The 479-nt window shown below is 52.8% G+C and carries 1 protein-coding gene; it reads right to left on the bottom strand.

The window, feature by feature from the left end; all coding sequences use genetic code 11:
- A partial coding sequence (locus EST62_RS11555; protein WP_134751628.1) for a transposase occupies window positions 1–479 on the bottom strand: 479 nt, incomplete at both ends.

Raw genomic sequence — 479 nt, 5'->3', positions numbered from 1 at the left:
ACGTCTTTCTGGCGAAGCTTGTTGGGCTTCTGTTTCCAGGCTTCCGGCGTCTGGCCCGCCTTGATCTGGGCGTTTTCTTCGCGGCTGTTGCGCTGGCGCGGCACCTCAACAATGGTGGCATCGACCAGTTGTCCGTTTTTGGCAAAGATGCAGTGCTCGTCAAGCGCCTGATTGAACCGGAAAAACAACACCTCGATAAGTTCTTCCTGAATAAGGGTTTCCCGGAATTTCCAGATCGTTTTGCTGTCCGGAACCTTGTCGCTGGATTTCAGTCCCAGAAAGCGCTTGAAGCTCAACCGGTCGGTAATCTGGTACTCCGTCTGATCGTCGGAAAGGTTGTACAGGCTCTGAAGAATGAGAAGTTTGAACATCATCAACCGGTCGAATGGCGGGCGGCCCATGTTCTTGCGGTTGGCTGGCTTGCTGAAAGCTACTTCGAGAATGGGAGCAAAAAGTTGCCAGTCGATATGCGCTTCAAG

This window comes from Chlorobaculum sp. 24CR, assembly GCF_004118635.1.
GTDB lineage: Bacteria > Bacteroidota > Chlorobiia > Chlorobiales > Chlorobiaceae > Chlorobaculum.
Note: the sequence above shows the minus strand (reverse complement) of the source record. Positions and strands in the feature narration are given on the sequence as shown.